Origin of the sequence: Liquorilactobacillus aquaticus DSM 21051, assembly GCF_001436755.1 — a bacterium.
Taxonomy (GTDB): Bacteria; Bacillota; Bacilli; order Lactobacillales; family Lactobacillaceae; genus Liquorilactobacillus; species Liquorilactobacillus aquaticus.
In genome coordinates this window covers 28,789-48,626 of record NZ_AYZD01000035.1, presented here as the reverse complement: position 1 = coordinate 48,626, position 19,838 = coordinate 28,789, and the positions used below count along the sequence as shown (strand labels likewise).

Below are 19,838 nucleotides of genomic sequence, written 5' to 3'. Positions count from 1 at the left end.
GATAACGAGCCACTTGTGCTCAAGCTTGATGAAGTTGACGCACTGTTCGACAATGAATCACTTGTACTCAAACTTGCAGAAATTGAGCCACTATTTGACAACGAATCGCTTGTACTCAAGCTTGTAGAGGTTGATGCGCTGTTCGACAATGAATCACTTGTACTCAAACTTGCAGAAATTGAGCTACTATCTGATAACGAACCACTCGTACTTAAGCTTGCGGAGGTTGAGGCACTGTTCGATAACGAACCACTTGTACTCAAGCTTGATGATGTTGAGGCACTGTTCGATAACGAACCGCTTGTACTCAAACTTGTAGAAGTTGAACCACTATCTGATAATGAACCACTTGTGCTCAAGCTTGCGGAAGTTGAACCACTATCTGATAACGAATCACTTGTACTCAAGCTTGCGGAGGTTGACGCACTGTTCGACAATGATCCGCTTGTACTCAAACTTGATGATGTTGAGGTACTATCTGATAACGATCCGCTTGTGCTCAAACTTGATGATGTTGAGGTACTATCTGATAACGAATCACTCGTGCTTAAGCTTCCTGAGGTTGAGACACTATTTGATAATGAACCACTCGTACTTAAGCTTGCAGAAGTCGAGGCACTATTTGATAACGAGCCACTTGTGCTCAAACTTGCAGAAGTCGAACCACTATTTGATAATGATCCGCTTGTGCTCAAACTTGCAGAAGTCGAACCACTATTTGATAACGAACCACTCGTACTCAAGCTTGATGAAGTTGAGCCACTATCTGATAACGAATCACTCGTGCTCAAACTTGATGAAGTTGACGCACTGTTCGACAATGATCCGCTTGTGCTCAAACTTGATGAAATTGAGCCACTATTTGACAACGAATCGCTTGTACTCAAGCTTGTAGAGGTTGATGCGCTGTTCGACAATGAATCACTTGTACTCAAACTTGCAGAAATTGAGCTACTATCTGATAAGGAGCCACTTGTACTTAAGCTTGCAGATGTCGAGGCACTATTTGATAATGAGCCGCTTGTACTCAAGCTTGATGATGTTGACGCACTATTCGATAGAGAACTACTTGTTGATGTTGAAATTGACGCGGAAGTGGATTCAGATGCATAACTATCAGATACCAAATATATCTTAGTATTAGATGCTGCTGTCCCAACCTTCAAATTTGTTGGCTGTACATTTCCATTTAACTCAGAACCGGTTGCATAATGGTATCCTGTTGGTACATTCGTATTTGTATAGTAAGAACTTGTCCAATCGATTGTATTTCCATAGTTCGCAGGTACATTATTTGTCCCTGCTGCTTCTTTACCAGCATTGTCACCACTAACAGTAATAACTTTGCCAGTGATTGCATCTACATATTGATAGGTAACGTTATTGTTAGCCACACCATAAACATAGATCTTATAATTATATGTCTGGTCTTGCATTGGTACTACCGCAATATTCGCTTGCCCATATGAATCGCCATTATCTGCAGTAGTAGTTGAATCTCCGCCACTTTGAGCATCAGTTTTTGCTGATGTGGGAACCTGGTTTCCGATTGCCCACATATAATAACCTGGCATATCTGTATTAGCATAAAGTTCATTAATCAATGAAATATATTCACCAATATATGCGTCATTATCTAAATCAACCGGAACAGTTTTTATAACATTTCCATACTGGTCAACATATTGCACATTAATGGTTCCTACTGGCAATGCAAGAGTTTGTAATTCACGGGTTGTTCTACTCAATATGGTTGAACTAGCTGAATTTCCACTTGAATCAGTAAGAGTTGTTGTTCCATTTGTATATTTCAAATTTACAAACTTAGCAGATGCATCTCCAGCTGGCTTTGTTGTACTAGAATTCGTTCCCGTCCAAGTTGCAATATTTGAATTATTCATTGTCAATGTTCCAGTACCTGCAACAATACCAGCTGTAGTTGATACGGCCGCACCAGTGGAATTTTGAATTGCTAAATGTAGCGACTTAGGAGATATAAATGTAACGGATGCAGAACCATTGATTTGAAGAATAGCCGCATTATATCTCTGCTGAATATCCATAGTCGTCCCCGCATTAAATATAACCTTTTGGTTATTGCCTACAGTAATTGCTCCTGGCATAGTGGTAATAGGGGCAGATAATTTAAAGTTTTGACCAAAAGCAAATGTTGCGTTTGGATAGTAACCAACCTGTGTACCATTAATAAAATACTGAAAACCGGTTTGGGTCCAGCTAACATTGTCACCAGCAGTTACCCCACCAATAAACAAGTACATAGCCGGGAAAGACTCAGTTCTATTATTATAGGAATATGCGGCATTGGAAGATCCATCACCCATTGTCAAGGTATTACCATAGCCAACACTTCCAGTAGGAGCTATCGTTTCAAAATAAAATTCCGAAAAGCCAATATCATTAGAGGTTCGATTTAAAGTAACACTTGAATTGTTAGCAATATTAATGCTACCAACACTACGCGTAATTTCATTTGAAATATTAAAAATGTTCTTACCAGAAAATACAACTTTTGAACCAACGCCATACATTAAGTGAATTGGGTTATTCCCATTAGATGCACTAGAAGTCAAAGTTATATTATTTGTATTCACTGTTAACTGACTTCCGTTGCCAGAATAGATCAAGGAATAACCATTCCCATCATTGACAGCAAACCCTTGTTCAAAGGTAGCATTATTCAAGGTAACAGTTGTTGCAGTTGAATTTGATAAAAAGCCCAAATTTTGGGTACCTAAATCAATAGTGTGCCCATTCCCATTGATAATAACGCTAGCTCCATTAGCACGATACGACATTGCAGTATTCCCTGAAGCATAAGCAATATTTGCAGTGACTTTAATATATGCAATATTAGAATTGGCCCATGCAAGACGCAATTGGTCATACGTACTTACATCTGCTTCAGTTCCGTTCGCGACTGCAGTAGCATAGTAAGTTGCATCATTGGTAACTTGATCAGGAGTTGCAACTGTAACTGAAGTTGGTGTATTTTCTTTTGAAGGATTAGTTACATCATTATTAAAATCATTTCTACCTGAATCTGGATCACTGGCTACTGGCAAACTTGTCAGATTACCATTTGCATCTAGACTAACAAGATTGACTGCTAACCCATTTGCTTCACCAATTTTACTTACTGCTTCCAACAATGGTGTGCTTGCAGAAGTACCGGTTGCCCCTAAGCTGATTGTTTTAGCATTCGTATCAACAGCGATGACCGTATCTGAAGGAACAGCCTTTGCAACCTGATTATATATACTTTGTTCAGTAGCAGCACTACCGCTACTACTTGAAGTACTATTATTGGAGGTGCTGCTGTTTAAAGCACTATTGTTTAGAGCGCTGTTATTTAAAGTGCTATTATTCGAAGTACTGTTGTTTGAAGTGATGTTATTTAAAGTGCTATTACTTAAAGCACTATTATTCGAAGTACTGTTGTTTGAAGTGCTATTATTTAAAACACTATTATTCGAAGTACTGTTGTTTGAAGTGCTATTACTTAAAGTACTATTATTTGATGTACTATTGTTTGAAGTGCTATTACTTAAAGTACTATTATTTGATGTACTATTGTTTGAAGCAACACTATCATTAGTTGCTTGTGAATCTCCAGATGTGCTCGTATTACCTGCAGTACTATCTGTCGAAGCCTGACTATCTTTTGTTGGCTCAGTTTTGGAATCAGCTGAAGATTTCTTATTAGAAATCGAATTAGACTCACTAGTACTTTCCGAAGTTGAATATACAGTGGAATTACTAGTAGAGAGTGAAACTGAGCCACTAGTACTCTCCGATAATGAATTTGAAGTAGAAGTTGACAAAGCTAAGCTCATACTTGTCGATGTTTCAGCTAATTTTGTTTGGTTATCATTAGTACTTGTACTTGAAACAGTCGATGTACTGGTAGAAGTAGAAGGAATAGTAGCTGAATCATTGTTAGCCAACACTTTATCATCCAATTGCTTACTAGTGTTAGCTGTAGAACTAACTGTGTCAGCATGTGCTGGCCTAATTCCAATATTCGCTCCCAAAACTCCCCCTAAAAGAGCCATGCCGGCAAACATCCATTGTTTACCGTCTTTGTACATCTTGTAATGTACTTTTTCATTTTCACGTAAAAGCCTGTACATGTTTCTTTTTTGATTACCTTTTGATCCAGGCATTTCTGAAGTCCCCTTTCTAATAAACCAGTGCACAAATATATCGTGCCACAAAAAGGACTGTTAACTATCATTTTTCCCAAAATTGGGAACATTATTTAAAAAAAGACGTAATATATTATACATAATAAGTCAAAAGAGCATTCAAATATTAAGGCTCATAAAATGTTTTTTAAGTACAACTACAGTGCAAAACTATCTATCATTTTAATTCATACAGTCGACTGAGGACATATCAAATTTTTCTTCAGTGTTTTAATAAAAAAACGTATAATCTTAATTCTTACAACTCATCTCTCAAGAACGACTTAAAAATGATGTAAAAAAAACGGAAAAAGTTGTATGCAAATGTTGATTTAGTTTGTCATTTTTGATAGTTTATATGATTTATCCTTGACTTTTAAAAGATGGTAATGAAAAAGTAGATCAGCACCATACATAAATGAAAGAAAATAATGATCAAAATGATGATGTGTTAAATTTTTTTATGATCAACTGCGAGTCTATCCATCTTTTCGTGACCATAATTACGTATTTCTAAACTTAATTCTTCAACTATATTAAATGAATATAAAAAAATGTAAGAAATTAGGCAATTTTATACTGCCTTTTTCTTACACTTTATTACAGTCCCTTTATATTGGAATAAGACACAAAAAAATGGCATTGGTGGTTACCAATACCAGAAATTTTACAGCCCCCAAAAAGTCTAATTAATAATCAGACTCCTCATTGATTAGAGAATTAGTATATCTTCCCTCTTAGTCCAGGACATTCTTAACCGTAACTAATGCTGCTCCAATAACTTGATCCATATTGTAATAGCGGTATTGACCTAAACGACCACCGAAGATCACGTTGCTAGCATCAGCATCAGCAAGCTTTTTATATTTCTTGTACAACGCATTGTTTTCAGAATTATTAACTGGGTAGTAAGGCTCATCACCACGATGCCATGTTTTAGGATATTCACGTGTAATAATGGTCTTGTTCTTGTCACCCTTACCAAACTCAAAGTGCTTGTGTTCAATAATTCTTGTAAACTTAGTTTGCGCATCAGTATAATTGACAACCGCGTTGCCTTGATAATTATCTTGTTGCAGCTCCTCAGTTTCAAAACCCAAACTGCGATACTCCAACTCTCCATAACGGTAGTCAAAGTATTGATCAATCATACCAGTAAATATTACTTCGTCATAATTCTTCAAATACTCAGCCTGATGTTCAAAAAAATCTGTATTAGTTTCAACTGTGATCAAGTCACTAGCGAGCATTTTTTCAACAATTTGCGTGTACCCACCAATAGGTATCCCTTGATAAGGATCATTGAAGTAGTTATTGTCATACGTTAAACGCACTGGTAAACGTCGAATAATGAAAGAAGGTAAATCTTTAGCTGATCGTCCCCATTGTTTTTCAGTGTAGTCCTTGATCAACTTCTGATAGATATCAGTTCCAACTAGAGAAATAGCCTGCTCTTCTAAGTTTTCTGGTTTCTTTCCTTTTAGCACTGCTCGCTGTTCATCAATCTTCGCTAGCGCTTCTTGCGGTGTCACCACGCCCCATAACTTATTAAAGGTATTCATATTGAATGGTAAGTTGTAGATTTCACCATGATAATTAGCAACTGGCGTATTGGTATAACGGTTGAATTCCGCAAACTGATGAACATAGTCCCAGATTTCCTTTTTATTAGTATGAAAAATATGTGCGCCGTATTGGTGAACCTGAATACCAGAAACTTCCTTAGTATAGATATTACCAGCAATATGATTCCTTTTCTCAATTACTTTAACCTGATGTCCGCGTTTAGCCGCTTCATAAGCAAATGTTGCTCCGAATAAACCCGCACCTACTACTAAATAATTTTTCATTTCTTCACCCCATATTTTTAATAACAACAACTTACCTTGTTGCCAAAAATTCTTTTGCCAGTTTGACTACTGGTGCTCTCAAAATAAAATTAACTAAACAATAAACAACAGCCCCTATTAGAATCTCAAGCGCCATATGCGGATAACTTGGAACTAAATAATTGTCCAAATAGAAAACTATTGCGAACATGCAAACACCCGCTATTACATATTTATAAAAACCATCAAACAAACGTACAACATCTATGTCATTGCGGATAACCCACAACTGATAACCTGTGACAACAGCCTCGGAGACAACCGTAGATATCATTGAGCCTTTAACGCCTAACAATAATATCAACGGTATATTCAACACAATATTCGTAACAGCTCCTAAAGTAACCGATTTGGTATACTGCTTAGTTCTTCTTAATGGAAGTAGGTACTGCTGCCCAACCAAATTGCTAAGAGCTATCAATATCAAGACAGGTGCTTCTATCATGAGCAATGTTCCCACCAGTTGGTATTTGACCGTCAAGAATTTATGTACAATACTATTTGAAATTGCACTAATACCAAATGCTAACGCAGTCCCCATAAACAACATTGCACTTGAAGAATTAATTAAGTAAGATTTGATCTTATCAAACTGTTTCTTTCCATATAGATGCGACATACGAGGTAATAAAACGGTTCCTAAAGAAGTAACAACTGAAAGAGCTATCTTAGTGATCTTATCAGTATAGTCATAGAAACCTGACGCAGTGACAGAATCAAGCTTCCAAAGCATCGTTTTATTTAAAGAAACATAAATCAAAATAGCAACTTGTGGGATAAATAATGTCAAAGTCGGGCGCAAATGCCGTAAAGGATGCAATTTGCTAAAAATCGGTTTCCTTATGAACTTAGGTAAATACGGCCAGAGTGTTATATTTCCAATCAATTGAGAAAGAGAAAGAATCAGTATATAAATCCCTAAATCATCTGGTGATTTCACACAGGTAAAAATCAAACAAGCTGATATTACTTTAACCAACATATTTCTGACCACTGTCTTTTTAAAGTTTTCCATTCCCATAAAAAACCAGGAAATATCAAAAGCTCCCGCGATAATCCAAAAAGACTGATAAAAGAAATAGATGCGAAACTCATGCTGAAGCGCTAAATATAGCAAGAAAGCTATATAAGAGACGGCAATGGTAGTAATTTGCAAAAATTCTATTTCCCAAAAGGTCTGTGATCTTGCTGTGTGATCATCTCTTTTAGTAGCTATTTCCCGATTACCATAAATAGTAATTCCTAAAGTTCCCGCCAACAAAAAATATGTAATGACAGAATTAGTAGCCGAATTTATCCCAACCTCTCGTGGATTCAATACTCTAGTAATATATGGTATCGTAAAAATCGGTAAAATTATTGTTAATAAATTGTAACTGACATTGTAAAGATAGTTTTTAATGACTTGCATAAAATCTCCTTAATTTGTTAGTTTTGAACAATGCTGTACAACCAACTTACACATATCTTTCAATTGTCAATTTACATGAAATCATAGACGTTTATGTTTATCACTAAAGCTCCACAAGTTTGCTGATATATTTGATATGTTTCATTATAAAAACAATTATTAAACATACAAATAGAGAAATAGAAAAAACAGCTAAACTGCCTAAAATAGTTGGATATGGAAACAACGAATAAACTTTCTTTAGGACAAACGGGTGAATTATGTATATTCCCATCGTTAAAGACTGAGTTTTATAAATTTTATGATTATAAAAATCTTTTTTACATGCAAAAAATGAAAACATCATTGATACACTGATTATTAAAAGAATATTTGTATAATTGTATTCTGTGTATGGCGACCCCATACAACCCTTTAAAATAAAACACACTACAACAAACAGTATGTATATCGTAAATGAACTAAGAAAAAACATTTTCCCGTATTTATTTATTATTTTTTCTATTCTATATCTAAACTTTCCTATCAACCCACCTAACATGTAATACATTAACCAATTATATAGACGAAAAGGTTGATAAATCCATGAGTCAACTGGCTTGCCGTTTAAATAACTAAAAACATTGATAATTATACAGGAAATTAAAAGAAGTAGAACTAATAAAATATACAATGAAACCTTGTTCTTCAAAATTTTAGCCAACAGCGGAGCAAAAAAAAGTACTATTATCAAGGACCAAAAAAACCAAAAGTGTATGAACGTACTAGTTAAAGGTATTCCCTCAACAATCGTGCCTTTAACATACCTAAAGAAAGTAAAGGAGTGATCTTTAATTAAATCTTTCAAGCTATATAAAAACAACCAAATAAACATTACAAGAATTATTTTTTTTGTCTTATTTAACCAATAAAGAAGATTTAAATTACTTTTATTTAACACAAAAAAGCCATTCGCTAAAAAGAACAAAGGTATGGCTGAAGTTGCAGATAAATATACTAATTGAGAAAACAATTTAACACCATGGGTTCCCCCCCCATCAAAATATTTCATAAAATTGTGTAACATAATAACCTGGATACACGCTATAACTTTAATCAAATCTATACCATAATTTCTTTTCATTTTAAAAATCCACTATCCTATGTAAAATCTACAACTCATAGTTTTTTCCCACAGGAAAAAGTTGTAAATATTAATGACACACTAACTACTAAAATAATATTTACATAATTGTATTCCGTAAAAAAGTTACTCATATATCTTTAAGATAAAAATCATATACAACATGATTCATAAAATCTTATTTTAATTTTTTAAACTCTTGAAATGTCAAATTAAGTTAGGAAATAACATAACTGTTTATCTGTGATGTTTTTCATGAATACCTCAATTGGTGTTTTGTAATTCAATGATTTTCTGGGAATATGATTACGCAGCTGCTTACTTGTTGAACTAAGGCATTTGGTAAGTTGCGAAAATCCATGCTCTTTTTGAGACCATCTCGTCTAATTAGTCCATTGTTATTTTCGTTTAACCCATGTTTGGTTAGGAGCCCTGACTTCGGCAAAATAAGTACTAATATCATATTTATTTGCGATTTCTTTCCAACCAGTGAATTCTTTACCATTATCAAAAGTAATTAATTTGAAAAGGTGTTTTAGTTGTTGGGACAACCATTGATTAAGGTGTTTATTAACGCATTCAGTCGATTTTTGTTGGATGTTTAAAATAATTTCAACTTTGGAGAACCACTCAACTAAGGTAATAACTGCACCTTGGTGTGCTTTGCCTTGGACGGTGTCCGCCTCTAAATGACAAAAATCATGTTGAAAATGAGGATAATCCTGATAGCGTTGGTAAATACTTCTGCCAAGTCGACCAGCTTTACCACGTCGTTCAACGTAACCATTTGGGTGTCTTTTACCTTTCATTGGCAATAATTTCACATTGAAAACACCTCTTTGAAAAAGTCGGTATAAGGTTCTCATACTACAACTAATCTGCATCTCAGCTCAACCAATAATCGTATCAGGGGTCCAACCCAATGAGAGTTTCTGTTCAATGTATTTGGTTTCATCTTCTGGTAATTCAATTAATTTCCGACCACAATGAGTTTTATTAATTTGATGATTTCCTGGAAATTGACTAATTGAATTACCAGCATCTAGAAACCGATAAACACGATAAACGGTTTCGCTGGAACGTTTAAGAGCTTTAGCGGCTTGATAAGCTTTAATGTCTTGTTTCCAAAAATTGTATATGAAGGTTAATTCACGTGTAGTAAGATATTTATAGGTCATTTGTGGTTACCTCTCTTTTGATTAAGGATATTCAAAAGTCTACCACAAATGGCTTTTTAATTTCTAACTTAATTTTACAAACGACGACTATTAATAAATATAGTATCATTTCCTCTAAATTCCCCAATAACTCCGCCCATTATATAACACATGCGCCAAACATATAGTTAAAACCATTTATCATAAAAAATACATTGCCGACTTAACAGATAAGTATATAATTCTCATAATTATTCTAACAATACTTGAAACATCTGAAGAGCCATCTAGATATTTTATAAAATTGTGTAAAGCAACTATTGAAAATAAGCAATTATCCTTATAAAGTCAATTTCGTAATTTCTTTTCAGTTTTATTTTCTTTTTCAACCTTTAACTTATTAACTACCTTCACTATACTTTTTTGCTTCATATCTGTAGTTTTAAACAACGCAGTTCCTATGGCAAGCAAAAAAGTATTGTAATATAATGTGTCCATTAAATCGTCTATTAATCCATGAATTGCAAACATTGAAAGTATGATAACCATATAATAATTTTTCTTTTTATAACTTTTAAAAAGTAGAATTGTCAAAAATAGGATAAACAAAAAAGTGTAGATTATACCATATTGTTGTAAGATATTAATATAGAAGTTATCGACATATAAATAATTTCCAATTGGCACTACACCATTGTTAAAGTCCAAGCCAAATCCCTGCCACTGTACATCAGAGCCGAACAAATGTATTCCAAACAAATCTAATGATTCTTGACCCAAAGCAATTCTATTTTCTAAAATTAAATTCAAATGATACATCCATAAATTCGAAGGAGAATAATTTCTAATTATTAAATATGAGATAACAAAGAAAATTATATACGAAAAACAGCTTAAGAAAGCAAAATGACTTTTAAAATTATTTTTTCTTGCAAAAAAAGACAAAATAATCAAGACAACTGCCAAATAAAAAGATAAATTTGATCTTGTCATCACATAAAAATAGTAGTTTCCTAACAAAAGCAACATCAATAATGTTAGTTTTAGCTTATCTTTATAAATATATATAATCATAGCAGTAATATTAAAAAAAATAGCAGAGGGAAATAAGATATAGGTGAATCCAAGGTAGTGTCTTATTCTAAATTGTGAAACTCCAACATGGTCAGTAATTATTCCGAGTTTAGCACTTAAAATAATTACTACCAAACTAGCTAAGGAAGTAACAATCGCAGCCTTTAAAACTCTTTCTAAATTAACATTCCTTCCAGAAAATATAAATATAGGCAATGCTGCAATAGGTGTATTATTCCAATGTCTAATAATCATAAACATAAATAGGCATATCAAAAAACTAAGAATCTCCCTCAAGGTAATTTGGCTTGCTATCAGCTCTTTTAATAGAAGTAATAAAAAACAAAACATTACTATATATGTAAATATATGCCCTGCATAAAAGTACTTATAGTAAAATGATCTACTGAATATTGAAAAGGATAAATAAGTCATAAATGAAAATATAAACAAAAAATCTTTCAAAAAATTTTTATAATTCATAATTTTTCCTTTCAAAATATTTACGTAAAAACTGCACTATCATTTCTAACAGCTTTATGATTTGTAATTATTTTTGACTTTTATAGAGTATATTACTATTTTTATGATATTCTTATATAATCTCGGGAAATTTTTAGCTACATAAATTTGAATTTTTTCTCTTTTACTTAAAAATACATTAAAGTTAGCATTCTTCCAAAAAATTACATTCTGCATAAAAATTCTTTCTAATACCTCATGATAATTTTCCAGAAAAACTGCCCTATTTATCAAAACTTTTAAAACATCAGATACGTAGCGATATTCAAAAGCTTCAATTAAATCCGGGAAATTTTTTTCTAAATACTCTCCCAAAATTGACAAGTAGCTTATTAGTGTCAAATCCGTATTTGTTAATTGCCTATTCAAAATACTATTATTTCTTTTCACATAATGATAAAGTTTCAAACTTGAAAAAGCAACTTTATCACATTTTGCAACTAAATAAGGAACAGTTTGTAAATCTTCATACAATTTACCCTTTGGATACTCTACATCCTTAAATAACTTTTTGGAGTAAATTTTAGCCCATGCATTTACTCCAAAGCCGTCCCGAATCAGCATTTTTTTTAGTGCCTTCTTTTTATCAATAACTCCTTCAATATTATTTGAATCAATATATTTTCCCACTAAATTGAAATCACTTTTATACTCCCTTACAGAGTTCAAGCAAGCCATCTGTACATTATATTTTTTTACTAAATTAAACAAAACTTCTAAATAATTTAGTTCTACAAAGTCATCAGAATCAATGAACACAAAATATTTTCCTTTTGCTAATTTCATACCATAATTTCTTGCATCAGATAGACCTCCGTTTACTTTGTGGAAGACCTTAACGGTTGAATATCGTTTAGCATACCTATCACAAATTTTTCCTGAATTGTCTGTAGAACCATCATCAATTAATAGTAATTCAAAATCTTTAAAAGTTTGATTTAAGATACTCTTTACACAATTATGAATGTAATATTCAACATTATAAACTGGAACGATTACACTTATTTCAATATTTTCCATTAATTATCACCAATATTACAAAATTTTTCTTTTTAAACGACCAACTATGTTTATAGGAGAATACAACAACCCATTGCTACTTTTTAATAACTGAAATTCAAGACCTGGAATATCATTGTACACTTCAACATTGCTTTTCTTTATTTTATCCAAAAAACTAAATAATTCAATCTTCGAACTTCTTCTCTCTTTCATGGATAAGCACACATGCGTTACTTTCTGTGTTATTCCTGCGGCTCTTTTTATACAAAAATTTTTTTTGTTCGTACTCAGTTCAATTGAATCTACATATGAAACTATTGACAGCGCGACTTTTTCTAGCATTTTTATGTTTTTTTGATAATTTTTTAAAGATACACTTTGATTCTCATTTTCTACACGATATTTGTATACAACGAGGTCAAGCATCTCAAGAGTTTTAACATAACCAATCGGAAACGTTATATATTGTTGATCAACATAAAAGCAGTTCTCAGTAATCGCGGTAATTCTTTTTATTATTGAGGTTTTAAAAGTTGTACTATGTATTTGATAAAAATCGCCTAATTTGTCAATTACTTCTTCAAAAATATATTGCCTTTTAGGGCTTATTTTGTCAGTCGTTATTAATTTTTTAACTTGATTCTCATTATTAATTCTTTCAAACGGAGTTAAAATAACGTCTGATGTGCTAGAAGCTAACAAATTGACAAATTTTATAAAGTTATTAGTATCTACCCAATCATCACCATCAACTACCTTAAAATACTTGCCAATCGCATACTTTTTACCTGTGTTAATAGTCGATCCGTGTCCTCCATTTTTTTTTGTGATTAATCTGACAGTTTCAGGATATTTTTTTTGGTACTCTAACGCTATATCAGCCGTCCTATCTTTTGAGCCATCGTTTACAACTAAAATCTCAATTTTATCATTGATTTCATCGTCTAAAAAACTTGAAATACAATTATCTAAGTATTGTTCAACATTATATGCTGGTATTACTACTGTTAATAATTTATTCATTTTTTTCCCTTCAGTCTAATTTCCACGCCTTTATGCTATGATTTTTTCTATCTTTTACAGGTGGCAGTTTCATATAATCGCCATACAACCCTGACAAATAGCTCTTCCAACAGGAAGGAGCAACAAATTCATGACCCTCGAAAGCAACTTTAACTGGTTTCAAATAATCACTTTTCTTCATTATTTCTCCAATCCCATATCCCCATACCACTCCACCAATGTAATGGCTCTCTTTATTTTTATTAAACGATTCCGCATTCTTTTCAATTAAGTGCAGAACATTTTTCTTCCCTATAGCTAATGAAAAAATCTTTAATCCTAACTTTGGAATTAATTTATAATCAATTTTAACGTGCTTAAAATCCGTGTTCATCGAAATCGCTACTGCTCTCAATATCCTGGCTTTCTTAAATAGCTTATTAATGCTATTTTTATCCGGTATATTGTCTAGTGGAAATATGTCAATCCAAATACCGTGTTTTGTTGTACCGTCTGTCATTTTAGCGATAGTTTTGCGGTCACACAATTTTGCAAAGGGATAACTATACTCTTCCTTTCCCGGATACAAAAGTTTAAGAGAATTTGAAGATTCTTTATTTTTATCCCACATTTCAATAAAAAGGTTATAAGACTTTCTAGGCATTATTACATCAATATCATCATCCCATGGAATAAATCCTTGATGTCGAATTGCTCCTAATAAGGTTCCTCCCGCTAATGTGTAGTACAAGTTATATTTCCGACAGAAATTTCCAAATTCTATTAATAAATTCAGTTCTATTTTTTTTATCTTTTCACTGCTAAGAGTCTTCTTCTCTTGTGACATGTCTTCATCCCCCAAAACTAAATTAAAAACCGTTTTCTTTCATCCATTTAATCATTCTGGAATAAGATTCCAATAAATCAACTTTGGGGCTCCAACCTAAAGATTTAATTTTCGCACTGTCGAGCCATATTTTAGTATCTGGTGCATATCCTAAATTCTCACCTTTAGGAGCATCCACCACAACTTGACTTTTTCCATTAGAAAAATTAGCAGCTACTAGTTTAGCCATTTCTTTTATAGTAATGTGACTCTTTTCGTTAGAGATATTATAAGCCTCTCCTGCTCTTCCTTTCGTTAGTAAAATTAATATTGCTCTTACCGCATCCATTGTATAAACATAATTTCCCTCAGATAGCCCTAGTGTGCGCAAAACGATATCTTCACCTTTTAAAGCGCTTCTAGAAAATTGTGCAAATACACGGTTTTCACCCTTCAGAATTCCTGCACCGAAAGTTTGAGCCAATCTCGCTGAAGTTACTTTTAAGCCATACTGAGTACAGTATGCTGTACAAAGCATTTCACACATTCTTTTACTTTCAGGGTAGCACGATCTAGGATTAGATAAATCAACATACCCTAAACTTTTTTCACTAATTTTATCTGATTGATCTACTTGACCATAAACCTCCATTGAGGATATATACACCATTGAACTAACATTACAATGCTTAGCAAACTTTAAAACTTCTTGAGTTCCGCCAACTGCAGTCCGAATTGTACCTACAGGGTCTGTGACCATCACTTTAGAAGCAGTTACCGAAGCGGCATGTATAATAAAATCTATATTTCCAGAATAGTCAACTCTATCAACACCCAGATTGCTTTTATAAAAACTAAGTGCATCATTACTTAGAAAATTACTATAGATGTTGTCAGCCTTCACTTGATTTCTGATAACTGCTACTACCCTTAAATTTAAGTTCATAGTCTGATTCAGGTACAGTAGTGATTTCGTCAACAACGAACCAATTAATCCTGTAGCCCCAGTAATAAAGAAGACCTTCTCCTTAAATTTTGAAAATTCTAAATCACTATTTTTTAAATCTGACATATCATTCTCTAGTACACTGACCACAAGCTACCCTCCTATTCCATAAATTTGGGCGTCTTCTTTTGCATCTAGTAAAGCACGCATAGTGTAAAAATCGTCTGGTGTTGTAATTTTTATGTTTTCTTGCGGTCCATTTACTAAATACAATTTTTTACCATAATATTGCATCATTGAGCATGAATCAATAAAGTCAAATTTTTTTTCTTTAATCGCTCTCCGATGAGCACTAATAATGTCTTTTAAATAAAAGCTCTGTGGAGCTCGTGCTAATCTTGAATGAGCTCTATTCGGTACGCTTTCTATTGCTTCATTCTCATCCACAAGTAAAACAGTTTCTTTAACTTTTACAGAAGTTATTGACGAACCATTCTTTTTTACTGAATCAATATTATCATCGATTGTTTTTGAGTTTATAAGTGGTCTAACCCCATCATGTATCAGCACGATATCTTCATCACTACTAGAAATATGCTTTGCCGCCTTTAAACCGTTAAAAATCGACTCTTGTCCTGTAGTTCCTCCTTCAACAATTTTCCTTACTTTATGTAAATTATATTTATCAATTAATTCATTTAAATAACCTATCCAATCACCAACACAGGAAATAACAATTGCGTCTATCTGTCTATTTGCTTCGAAAATTTCTAAAGTATGCATAATAATTGGTTTATCATGTATTTTTAGAAATTGTTTTGGCAAATCTTTACTATGCATTCTTTTTCCAACCCCACCAGCAAAAATAACCGCTATATTCAAAATGTTACATCTCCTATAAATTATATTATAAAAAAAACTTGTTTTTTAAAGGTCTCAAATAAATTTGAAAAATTCCAGCTATCTTCAGAGCAACATAATCAGGCAAGTGCAAATACATAAATTTGATTAACTTTTTTATTAAACCTTGATCGTCTACTCTAAGTGGGTCATTTTTCCAAGGACTCAATCTTTTGTAGTTAAGCCATTCTCCTAGTAATGCATGTTTACATCCCTTAATCCAAGGCCTCTGTGTACTAAAACTACTTGTGAAGTGAACAATAACTGCATTTTTTTTTGCCAAATCAATTTCATTTTCAGTATAGAAATTTACAGGCTTTCTGTAAATTTCTATTTCTTTATAATTCAAATCATAAAATATAGATATCAAATTGAATTTGGGGTCAAGCACAACTGTATTTTTGCTCAAAATACTATTCAAGACACCCTGATCTCCTTGCTGTACCTTTCCATTACGATTCATCAAAAATTCTTTTAACTTAGATTCAATCTCAAATTCTCTCCACTTTTGTAAGTCAATCAGCATCACTCCAGAATTGAACATTATATCTTCATAGTTAAGGTTAATATTCTTACGATAATACTTGCTAAAAGCATCTTTAAGTGCAGCAATTATGTTATTGCCTAAGTCCATATACCATAACTTATCAAGACTTCCGGTAACCATAGTGTCACAATCTAAATATAAAATTTTATTTATATTCAGTGGGAAATCATGCTGTAGAAAAAGCCTTGCGTACTGACTCAAAGAACCTCTATCGGCTTTAACATTTATGCCTAATATCTTCTCTACATCCACAGCTTTTATCCATCTTGGCAGCGACCTGTTAAATTTTCTGCATACATTTTCAATTTTTAATTTATTTTCTTGTGAGATATTGGTATCTAAAATAGTTAGATTAATATTCTTAGCACACTCATTATTATAAAACAGAGAAAAAATAGACACACCTAGTACACTGGCAAAACTGTCATCTGAAGCATACACAATCTCATAATTTGACTTACTATTCATAAAATATTTTTACCTCACCTCAAGTATATAGATACTGCTTGGCATACCCTATTCTTTACTCCTCAAAAAAATTCTAAAAAGTCAAGCCTGCATTATACTTCTCAACAAATAAGCTAGGTCTTGTCTTAACGATAAAAAAGATTGGTTATCTGCCTTGTTTTCGAACTTCCTTATCATCTTTTCCATAATACCCATAATACCCATAATATCCGGTATTTCCTGAGGTCTCAACATCATTCAAAAGTGTACCTATGATGTTAGCCTTTACGTGTTTTAGTAAATCTATAGTACGTCGAACAGCCTCTTTCTCAGCAATATTCTGACGAACCACTAGAATTGTACCATCAACTTTGGTAGAAAGAACTTGCGCGTCAGTAACAGATAGTACTGGTGGAGCATCATAGATGACAAGATCCAACTGTTTCTCTAAAGAATCAATCAAAGCATCCATTCTCTTAGAATTAAGTAATTCCGCCGGATTAGGTGGCACTGGTCCACTTGGCATAACATATAAATTATCATTCGATGTTTCATAAATTGCTTCATTAATATCAAAATCTCGATCAGTCAGATAATTTGTTAAACCCTTAGGATTTGCAATGCTAAAGGTGGCATTAATTGTAGGTCTACGCATGTCAGCATCAACCAAAAGTGTTTTTAAACCTTGTTTTGCAAATGTTACCGCCAAATTTGCAGCAACAGTCGACTTACCTTCTGATGCAAAGCTTGAGGTCATCATTAAAGATTTATAAGTCTTATCAGCATTCGAAAATTGAATATTAGTACGAATCGTTTTGAACTGTTCTGAGATGATTGAATTAGGGGCCGCTGCAGTAATCATATGGACCCCATTTTCCATAGAATCATTTGAGAGCTGCTTTTTCTTTTTTTTGTTAAAAATTAGCATTAAATTTTCCCTCCTAGACACGTCGACGTGTCATAACACTTTGACCATTGTTTGTCAGCACACTAACAGCATGTCTATTTGTTTTCTTGCTCATATGGCTAACTGCTCCCAAACTAACTAATCCCAACTCATTAGTCAAATATTTTTCATCTTTCACCGTTGTATCAAGTAAATCACGAATGATAATAATGGCCATACCAATAATCAATCCAAGAACCACTCCAATTAAAATATTCAGCTTTTTATTAGGAGAAACGGGCGTTGTATCAGCAGTTGCTTTGGTTACTATAGTGACATTATCAACTTTCATCATTTTTTTGATCTTTTTACTAAACACGCTACCTATTGTGTTGGAAATATCTGCAGCCGTATAGGCATTTTTATCAAGTACTGTCACACTTAAAACTTGTGAATTAGTTTGATTTTCAATTGAAATCGCGTTTTGCAGATCTTCTAAATTACCCTTATAGTTATCTTGTTGTCTAATCTGCTTCAGTACTGGCGATAGCACCACATCTTTTTTCAAAACATCCTTATATGTATTAATAGCCTGTAAATCGGCTTGCTGTACATTATATTGCATCTGTGCGTTATCGACTTTTTGATTGACTAAAATATCAGTTGTTGCGCTGTACTTAGGTGTCATAAATATAAAGGAAATTATAAATGCTAAGATCCCCCCCACCAACATCCATATAACCAAACTGATAATATTTTTACGTAATAGCCCCCATAATTGTTGTATATCAATTGTCGCTTCAGTGTTACTTTTCTCAACCATTAATTTACTCCTTCAATTAATTAAAATATAAAAACGTTTTTCTAATGACACAGAGAACGAGTTGTCTCCTAAATATTTTTAAACACAAACTACACTATGCAATTATACAATTGTTTCCTTATAAAGGCCACCACTGTATATTAATAAGCCTCCATTAAACTCTAGTACACTTTCCCTCTAAATTTACTACATTATTTTTTTTGCAAAAAACATCAAATACAAATAAAACTTTATTTATTCAAAATTGATAGTTAACGCTTAATATTTTTGAATTAAACTTCAATATGCTCCATTTGGCACGATCATAATTTTAATCGTTCTTAAAATAATTGCTAAATCATATAATAAGTTGCTTTTTTGGATATACTTGAGATCCAATGCCACCATCTCTTTGAAACCAACTTCATTACGCCCACTGACCTGCCATAGTCCCGTGCAGCCTGGGGTAACATAAAGACGTTGCTTATCGTAGTCGCTGTATTGAGCAACTTCATTGGGCAGAGGCGGACGCGGTCCCACCAAGCTCATGTGGCCCATTAAAACATTACACAACTGCGGCAGTTCATCTATACTAGTTTTTCTGATAAAATGACCAACTCGCGTAACTCGTGGATCGTGCTTCAACTTGAACATTGCACCATCTACTTCATTATACTTTTTCAGCTCTGCCAGTTTCTCATCTGCATCCATGCACATTGAACGAAACTTATACATGTAAAAAACTTTACCGCCACGGCCCAACCTCTTCTGTTTATAAAAAACGGTCCCATGATCTTCCAGCTTGATTAACAGTGCCACCACTAAAAACAAAGGCGAAAGGACTACTAATCCTCCCAAGCTGAAGACAAAATCCCCTACGCGTTTCAACGTCCTATAAACATACCTATGATCAATTTGATAGCGGTCCAAATGAATGGTCTGATATTCATTGAACTGACTTCTCTGCATAAGCACTGCTCCCCTAAAGATTAATTTTTATACATTAAACAACAATACGTTTTGATTATACACGCTCTATCTTTTTATTTAAATACCTTTCTTAACAAAAAATTATACAATTGTTAACAAAAATACAATT

At 33.1% G+C, this 19,838-nt stretch carries 14 protein-coding genes and 1 pseudogene; all 15 read right to left on the bottom strand.

The window, feature by feature from the left end:
* A partial coding sequence (locus FC19_RS11230) for a KxYKxGKxW signal peptide domain-containing protein (protein ID WP_169790478.1) occupies positions 1–4,184 on the bottom strand: 4,184 nt, incomplete at its 3' end.
* A gap of 758 nt (positions 4,185–4,942) precedes the next feature.
* Positions 4,943–6,055 (bottom strand): UDP-galactopyranose mutase, encoded by a 1,113-nt coding sequence (gene glf / locus FC19_RS11225; RefSeq protein ID WP_057877023.1) that lies wholly within the window; start codon positions 6,053–6,055, stop codon positions 4,943–4,945.
* Positions 6,056–6,086: 31 nt separating this feature from the next.
* Complete coding sequence (locus FC19_RS11220; protein ID WP_057877022.1) at positions 6,087–7,505, bottom strand: oligosaccharide flippase family protein; 1,419 nt, start codon at positions 7,503–7,505, stop codon at positions 6,087–6,089.
* A gap of 103 nt (positions 7,506–7,608) precedes the next feature.
* Positions 7,609–8,628 (bottom strand): acyltransferase, encoded by a 1,020-nt coding sequence (locus FC19_RS11215; protein WP_057877021.1) that lies wholly within the window; start codon positions 8,626–8,628, stop codon positions 7,609–7,611.
* Between the two features lie 212 nt (positions 8,629–8,840).
* Positions 8,841–9,806 (bottom strand): annotated as a pseudogene (locus FC19_RS11210) (IS30 family transposase).
* Between the two features lie 327 nt (positions 9,807–10,133).
* The gene (locus FC19_RS11205; RefSeq protein WP_201782338.1) at positions 10,134–11,114 is read right to left on the bottom strand and encodes a hypothetical protein; all 981 of its coding nucleotides are present in this window, start codon (positions 11,112–11,114) and stop codon (positions 10,134–10,136) included.
* Positions 11,115–11,396: 282 nt separating this feature from the next.
* Positions 11,397–12,401: a glycosyltransferase family 2 protein gene (locus FC19_RS11200; RefSeq protein WP_057877019.1), complete on the bottom strand. Its 1,005-nt coding sequence runs from the start codon at positions 12,399–12,401 to the stop codon at positions 11,397–11,399.
* A 15-nt stretch (positions 12,402–12,416) separates the two neighbouring features.
* Positions 12,417–13,406: a glycosyltransferase family 2 protein gene (locus FC19_RS11195; protein WP_057877018.1), complete on the bottom strand. Its 990-nt coding sequence runs from the start codon at positions 13,404–13,406 to the stop codon at positions 12,417–12,419.
* 10 nt (positions 13,407–13,416) lie between these two features.
* Positions 13,417–14,232 (bottom strand): LicD family protein, encoded by an 816-nt coding sequence (locus FC19_RS11190; RefSeq protein WP_057877017.1) that lies wholly within the window; start codon positions 14,230–14,232, stop codon positions 13,417–13,419.
* Between the two features lie 22 nt (positions 14,233–14,254).
* Positions 14,255–15,307: an NAD-dependent epimerase/dehydratase family protein gene (locus FC19_RS11185; RefSeq protein ID WP_057877016.1), complete on the bottom strand. Its 1,053-nt coding sequence runs from the start codon at positions 15,305–15,307 to the stop codon at positions 14,255–14,257.
* Between the two features lie 3 nt (positions 15,308–15,310).
* Positions 15,311–16,042, bottom strand: coding sequence for a 2-C-methyl-D-erythritol 4-phosphate cytidylyltransferase (gene ispD / locus FC19_RS11180; protein WP_187327555.1), 732 nt, complete (start codon positions 16,040–16,042; stop codon positions 15,311–15,313).
* Positions 16,043–16,064: 22 nt separating this feature from the next.
* Positions 16,065–17,072 (bottom strand): glycosyltransferase family 8 protein, encoded by a 1,008-nt coding sequence (locus FC19_RS11175; protein WP_057877014.1) that lies wholly within the window; start codon positions 17,070–17,072, stop codon positions 16,065–16,067.
* 145 nt (positions 17,073–17,217) lie between these two features.
* Positions 17,218–17,979: a CpsD/CapB family tyrosine-protein kinase gene (locus FC19_RS11170; RefSeq protein WP_057877013.1), complete on the bottom strand. Its 762-nt coding sequence runs from the start codon at positions 17,977–17,979 to the stop codon at positions 17,218–17,220.
* Between the two features lie 13 nt (positions 17,980–17,992).
* Positions 17,993–18,760 carry a YveK family protein gene (locus FC19_RS11165; RefSeq protein ID WP_057877012.1) on the bottom strand — a complete coding sequence of 256 codons (768 nt, stop codon included), beginning with the start codon at positions 18,758–18,760 and terminating at the stop codon, positions 17,993–17,995.
* A gap of 279 nt (positions 18,761–19,039) precedes the next feature.
* Complete coding sequence (locus FC19_RS11160; protein WP_057877011.1) at positions 19,040–19,708, bottom strand: sugar transferase; 669 nt, start codon at positions 19,706–19,708, stop codon at positions 19,040–19,042.
* Between the last annotated feature and the right edge of the window lie 130 nt (positions 19,709–19,838).